Source organism: Bradyrhizobium sp. CFUWI, assembly GCF_056429085.1.
Genome location: NZ_JBWJZE010000063.1, coordinates 1 through 6,326 on the forward strand (window position 1 = coordinate 1; position 6,326 = coordinate 6,326).

The 6,326-nt window shown below is 57.0% G+C and carries 4 protein-coding genes; all 4 read left to right on the forward strand.

Features of this window, described 5'->3' with window-relative positions; genetic code table 11:
• Positions 1-941 precede the first annotated feature (941 nt).
• On the forward strand, positions 942-3,035 hold the full coding sequence (gene sctV / locus AC066S_RS38250) for a type III secretion system export apparatus subunit SctV (protein ID WP_283810206.1): 2,094 nt from the start codon (positions 942-944) through the stop codon (positions 3,033-3,035).
• The gene (locus AC066S_RS38255) at positions 3,032-4,414 is read left to right on the forward strand and encodes an FHA domain-containing protein (RefSeq protein ID WP_126262201.1); all 1,383 of its coding nucleotides are present in this window, start codon (positions 3,032-3,034) and stop codon (positions 4,412-4,414) included. The genes sctV and AC066S_RS38255 overlap by 4 nt, the downstream gene beginning before the upstream one ends.
• A gap of 252 nt (positions 4,415-4,666) precedes the next feature.
• On the forward strand, positions 4,667-4,885 hold the full coding sequence (locus tag AC066S_RS38260) for an EscF/YscF/HrpA family type III secretion system needle major subunit (RefSeq protein WP_126262200.1): 219 nt from the start codon (positions 4,667-4,669) through the stop codon (positions 4,883-4,885).
• Between the two features lie 23 nt (positions 4,886-4,908).
• Positions 4,909-5,904, forward strand: coding sequence for a LysR substrate-binding domain-containing protein (locus tag AC066S_RS38265; protein WP_135167592.1), 996 nt, complete (start codon positions 4,909-4,911; stop codon positions 5,902-5,904).
• The last annotated feature ends 422 nt before the right edge of the window (positions 5,905-6,326 follow it).

The following is a 6,326-nucleotide window of genomic DNA, read 5'->3' on the forward strand; positions in this document are numbered from 1 at the left end:
GCGCATCAAGCGCGACACCATTGCAAATCGTCGCTTGCAGCATCGTCTGCAGGCCGCTTAAACTCTAACCCCTGATGAGCCAGAGCCTCCCTTCGCAGAACGCCTGATCAGTCTCAAATCATCTGACGACGGACAGTAAATGTCGTTCCATGGTCATGGCATCGTGACGAGACTAAAGTCCGATGACCCAACTCGGGTGATTCATGGACTGCATTTAAATTCCGGTCATTAAGCGCCGGCCACGCTCGCATCCCGCTGAAGATAGGCCTCCTCCTTCGAGAGCAGCCTCGGCACGATAGTTGCTTCCTCCGCACAAGGTCGAACTGATCTTGAAATGAGGCTTCCAAACCGCCGCTGCGGTTTATCGAACCGTGATCAATCAAGACTGGGAGATGGCGGCATGTTCCGGCAAAACGATGATATCAGCTGGAGAATCCGTACTTGCTCGGGGGTAGCGAGGGGACCAACGGTGGCTGTCCCACGGCAGCGTCCGCGCATCTCCAATCCTTCCGAGGGCGGGAACACTATTGTTGGCTTCCTGCCACGACACTGCTTGGAAGGCGACCGTCGGGAGATTGAAAGGGACGATATGGAGCGATGCTTGGAGAACCCACCTGCATACGTTGCGCCACCATACTTCGTAAGCTTGGCGAGTTTCTCAAGAACAAGGCTACGCCGGGAATCGCTGCTTAGACTGCGACAAATCGATCTCAACACCACCGGCGTGTCGCCCCGCCGCGCGCTGGACAGTGCGGGGAGGTCGGTGCCTATGCAAGGCGGTTTCCACCTTTCGTCATGGGACGGCGAAGCCCGATTTCCAAGGTCACGGCTATTAGTCAGGGCCTTCTGCAAGGATCAGCGCCGAGGCGAGAATCTGATTGCGGTTCGTCGCATCGATCATGCCGGTCACGCACCTACACGACGCAGCGCGGATGGCTAGTGTGACGTTTCTCGACAAAATCCGAACGGTCGCCACCAGTCGCAATGACATTGTTCTGGTGGCGCTGCTGATCACGATCATCTTCATGATGATCATTCCAATGCCGCCGCTCCTCATGGATGTACTACAGGCACTCAACCTGGGACTCTCGGCACTCCTGCTCATGGTGGCGATCTATATTAAATCCCCCCTTGCATTCGTCTCCTTTCCGTCGGTGCTTCTGGTGACGACGCTCTTTCGGTTGTCGCTTGGGATCGCCGCGACACGCACAATCTTGCTTCGTGCAGACGCCGGCCAGATTATCAAGACCTTCGGAGACTTTGTGGTGGCCGGCAATCTCGTGGTCGGCGCGGTCACCTTTTTGATCATGACAATTGTCCAGTTCGTCGTCATCACTAAAGGATCTGAGCGTGTGGCTGAGGTTGCCGCACGATTTTCTCTGGATTCGATGCCTGGCAAGCAGATGAGCGTCGACGGCGACTTGCGCGCCGGCAGCATTGATATCCGAGAGGCAAGTCGGCGCCGCGTTGCGATTGAGCGCGAGAGCCAGCTCTACGGTGCCCTGGACGGCGCCATGAAGTTTCTCAAGGGGGACGCCATCGCAGGCTTGATTAGCATTGCCGTGAACATCATAGGCGGGATCGCGATTGGTTCGTTTCAAAAGGGAATGGGATTGTACGAGGCGCTCGAAGTGTATGCGATCCTGACCATCGGAGACGGGCTCGTCGGTCAGATACCGGCTCTCTTCACCGCGATTACTGCCGGGTTTATCGTCACGAGGGTTGGTGACAAAAATGCTGGAGCGGATCTCGGCAATGAGATCGGCGAGGAGATCGGCGCACAACCGCGTGCGCTTATTGTCGGATCATTCATTCTCGTCCTCTTTTCGTTCATCCCTGGCTTTCCAACGGCGATCTTCATGAGCTTGGCATTGGTAGTCGGAGCCGGTGGCTGGCAACTGCAGCGTAATCGGCGGATGGCCGCTCCGCCAATGGGTCGCTATTCGATGATAAGGGGAGCGCGCCTAACGGCATCGGATGAGCCGACCGACGGTGACGGGTCGGCCGACGACGTCATCACGTTCACGGTGCCCCTGATGATCGACGTCGGCCGCGACGTTCAGGCGGTCATCCCTCCCGATCTGCTCAAGAAAGCATTGGATGCAGAACGGCAGGCCCTGCTCCTTGAACTCGGTGTCCCTCTTCCAGCGATCAATGTGCGGGTCAACGATAGCTGCAAGGATGGAGCGTACGTCATCATGGTAAACGAGATACCATGTGGTGAAGGACGACTGCGGGCGCAACATCTTTTGGCACGTGATACTCCCGAGAACCTTGATCTAGTGGGCATTCCATATGTTCTGGATCAACCCTTCCTTCCTCGGATCGAGACGGTCTGGGTAAATGTCACACATCGCGAATCTTTGCGCGCCGCCGACATCCCGTTCCTGGAATTGATTCAGATTCTTAGCTACCACACCGGTCAAATCCTGCGGAAGCATGCTGCCGAGTTCGTTGGAATCCAGGAGACGAAAGCTCTTTTGAACCACATTGAGGTGCGGCTCCCGGAACTCGTAAAGGAGGTACTGCGCTCGGCTCCTCTGCAGAAGATTTCAGAGGTTTTTCAGCGACTGATCTCGGAAGAGGTTTCGTTGCGTAACATGCGCACCATCCTCGCCGCACTGGTCGAACGGGCACAGAACGAAAAAGACATTGTCCTTTTGACCGAGCATGTGCGCTGTGCGCTGAAGAGGCAACTGTGTGCCCCGTATTGTATCGGCGTGAACCTGTTGCCAGCCTACCTTCTCACGCCAGAGGTGGAAGAGACGGTGCGCAATTCCATTCGACAGACCTCAGACGGCAGCTATCTCGCCCTCGACGCTCGAACGACACGTCAGATCATTGATGCGATACGAGAGGCTATCGGCGACCTCAACCAGCCGCCGCACAAGCCGGTGCTGCTGACTTCGATTGATGTACGTCGATACGTTCGCAAGATCATCGAAACCGACCTCAACGAACTTCCAGTGCTGTCCTATCAGGAGCTTCCCCCCGATATCTCCATTCAGCCATTGGGACGGATATCGCTGCAATGACAAATGTGAACATAGAACAGGAGGTCCTCGCGGGTGAAAAGACCCAGCTGTCCTTGCGTGTGCTAGCTGGTCCCAACAAGGGGGCCGAGACGCTGCTCGACGATGGAGCGTGGCTAGTCGGCAGCCATGAAGCTGACGACCTTACCTTCGCAGATCCGGAACTGGTTGACTCACATCTTCGGATTGTCATCGCGGCGGGGCGAATCCAGATCACCGCACTCGCACCGGGTGTGCTCATCGGCGGGAGTGATTGTCTAACAGAGCACCCGACGATCCTCAATCCACTGACTCCGGTGCGGGTTGGGCGGACGACTTTCTGCATCGGCCCGACCGGTGGCAGCTTTCCCGAGATCGACTCCGTGGTCGAGTGTAGAAGGCCGCAGGCAGGGCATGCCCCCTCAGCTCCCGAACAACCATCGACGGGCGGTCGAGAAGCTGGTCTTCGGGTGAACTCGCTACGTCGGCCACTTCGCCTTGGCGCGGCCGCTTGCGGCCTCCTGATCATCGTCTGTGGAACGTGCGCCGGGGTGGCGGGTGTTGTTTCCTCTTTCACCTTAGCCCCCGTTCCGAGTACCGATCCGATCAAAACTGCCAGGAACGTGCTTCGCGATTTGAACGTCGGAGGCGGGCTCAGCATCGCGCTTTCCGGTGATAACCTGATCATTGACGGCGACCTGGTAGCTGCAGAGGCGACAAAGATCAAAGCAGCTCTACGCGACGCCGGACTAACAGCAGAGATAACACCGAAATCGGCAACCACCACTGTGCTGTCTGATGCAAAGGTCATCGACCTGTCGGCGACTGTCATGCGCGCATTCGGCATCGAGGCGAGTATTCGCGTGGAGAGCCCCGAAGGGATATCAGTAACGGGATATGGCCCGAGCGATGCAGTCGTCAAAGCGGCCCTTCGCCACCTGCAGCAGGATATTCCCGGGGTCCGCACAATTGATGACACCGTCGCAACTCCGGACCGTGCACGAGCCTTTCTGGAGACAGCGACGACAGCCGAACTCCGTCGCATGATTCGGATCGTGGTGAGGCCAGACGTCGTCCTCGTTTCGGGGACGCTTACTCCGCTCAGCTATAGCGAATGGCAGACCGTTGCTTCCCGTTTCGAGGAGAAGTTCGCGCCCCACATTCGGCTCGAGGCACACTGTTCGCGGGTAGTATTGCCGCTCGCGAGAGGTGTACACCTCGGCCGGTCTCCATTTATCGTCCTTGAGAACGGATCCCGCTTAAAGGTCGGGGACAATATCGATCATTTCGGCAAGATCGTTCTCATCGAACGCGAGGGGATGCTTGTGCGTATCGGAGAGGCCGACGTGCACGTCCCCTATTCGAGCAAGCCGGAATGGATAGCAGAGGAGGGTCAACTGTGAGCGAGCATCTGGTCGTGCTTGACCTACAGAAACGGCTAGTAGACGACATCGATGGTGCCGAGTTATCTGCCCTAGAGAGAGAGTTCGAGAGTTGGCGACAATCTTTGAAACGTGACATGGATAGCGGCGTCACGAGGTCTCATTTTGACTCATTATGCACATTGCTCGAGGCAATAGGTGCGGCAACAGAAGTTGTCAGTAGAACATGGATGCGCCAGCAGAGCGCACTATCCTCTGGCTTGGAGAGGTGAAATGGATATCAGAACTATAAGTGGCTCGCTTGGCAGATCTGTTGAGGCATCGGAGCGGGCCCTGAGAAGTCACATGGCGACGATGAATCCGGACGACACCATGGATCAGATCAAGCTTCAGATTTCAATGAATACACATACGACACTCTTGAGCCTGAATTCGACCGTTATCAAAGCGGTCCACGAAGCGCTCAACGCTATTATCCGAAACATCGCCTGAACTACGGACGATTCAAGGGTGCTATGTCTTCCAGCTTTATGCAACTACGTCATCTCCGATATTTCACGAGCATCGTGGATGCTGGTAGTTTTTGCCAAGCAGCGGTGACGATCCACGTCGCCCAGCCGGCCCTGAGTCAGCAGATGGCTGCCTTGGAAGCCGAGCTTGGCGTCGTGCTACTGCACCGTAGCGTACGCGGCGTTCGTCCGACTCGCGAGGGCCTGGTCTTTTATCGTGAGGCCACGTCCATTCTTCAGAAGGTCGACGAACTGCGCAGCGTCATCCGCTCTACGGCAGGAAAACCGGAAGTTGCTGTAAGGCTCGGTATGTCCTCGGCGCTCGCCGCTCCGTTCGCCTGCGCCTTGATGGAAGCCAGCCGGACTGCGCTCCCAGAAGTACGCCTCCATCTTGTTACGGGAGACTCTCTTCAGATGAAGCCGCTCATCGCATCAGGAGCGCTTGATATCTGCGCTGTGCTTGAGGATGAACCCACCTCAGGTGTTACTCGCCAGCCACTCTTTCAACAGCGTCTCCACCTGGTACGTCCTCCCGATACGGGAGAAGTCGCTCCCGCCGTTTCGCTTGAGGAAATGGCCGAGCTCCCTCTTGTATTGCCGACGCGGCCAAACACAATTCGCAACGCATTAGATCGGACGTTTGAAGTGGCCGGCGTGATGCCGAACTGCGTCGCAGAAGTCGACACGTTCGCCAGTGCGCTCTCCTTTGTTAGGGCCGGTCTGGCAAATGCGATCCTGCCCAAGGGCGACATTCCCGACATTCCAGGCCACGAAGCTCTGAGGCCCGTCGTTATAGATCCTCCGATCCATATGACAGCCTGCCTCATCTCCTCTGGCGACCTCGCCTCTGCCGCCGAAGCCGTGAGCGCCTTGCTGATTGCGCAGGTGGGAAAAGTGCTTCGTGCAGGGTGCGAGCTGATTGCGATGCCTGATCTCGATTCAAAAGGCAAGGCCCAGACGGTTGCCGAGCGACAATTCGGTGGCCGGCGGTTCACCTACTAGAGGTGATACGAAGCGCGTATACAAGTGGTCACTGGGAACGGTGTTTGAGGCGGCGCAACGCACCGGGATGGCATCACAGGGCTTGATGGTTACGCCAGGGCCAGGTCGAAACCCATGGTCGAAGTGTGTTGCCACTCCCAGGTCACTTCTGGTCTTGGTGGGTCAAATCAACGGTCCAAATGCAGTGACGGAGAGCAAGCACGCGAAAGCGGCAACTCGCCCGGCTTGGCCTCTCGTGTGATGAAGTACGCTTTTGAGGCGGTGGCGGCCTGTCTCTATAACAAAACAGCCAATGAGTGTTCGCCGTCAGCACTCTTGAGACAGATTGAAGGGTTTTCCGGAAGGAGGATTTCTGGTTCATCGTAGCCACCAGGAGCGAAGATGAAGCAGAAATCCGGGCCGCGTAAGCCGGCGGCTGAACA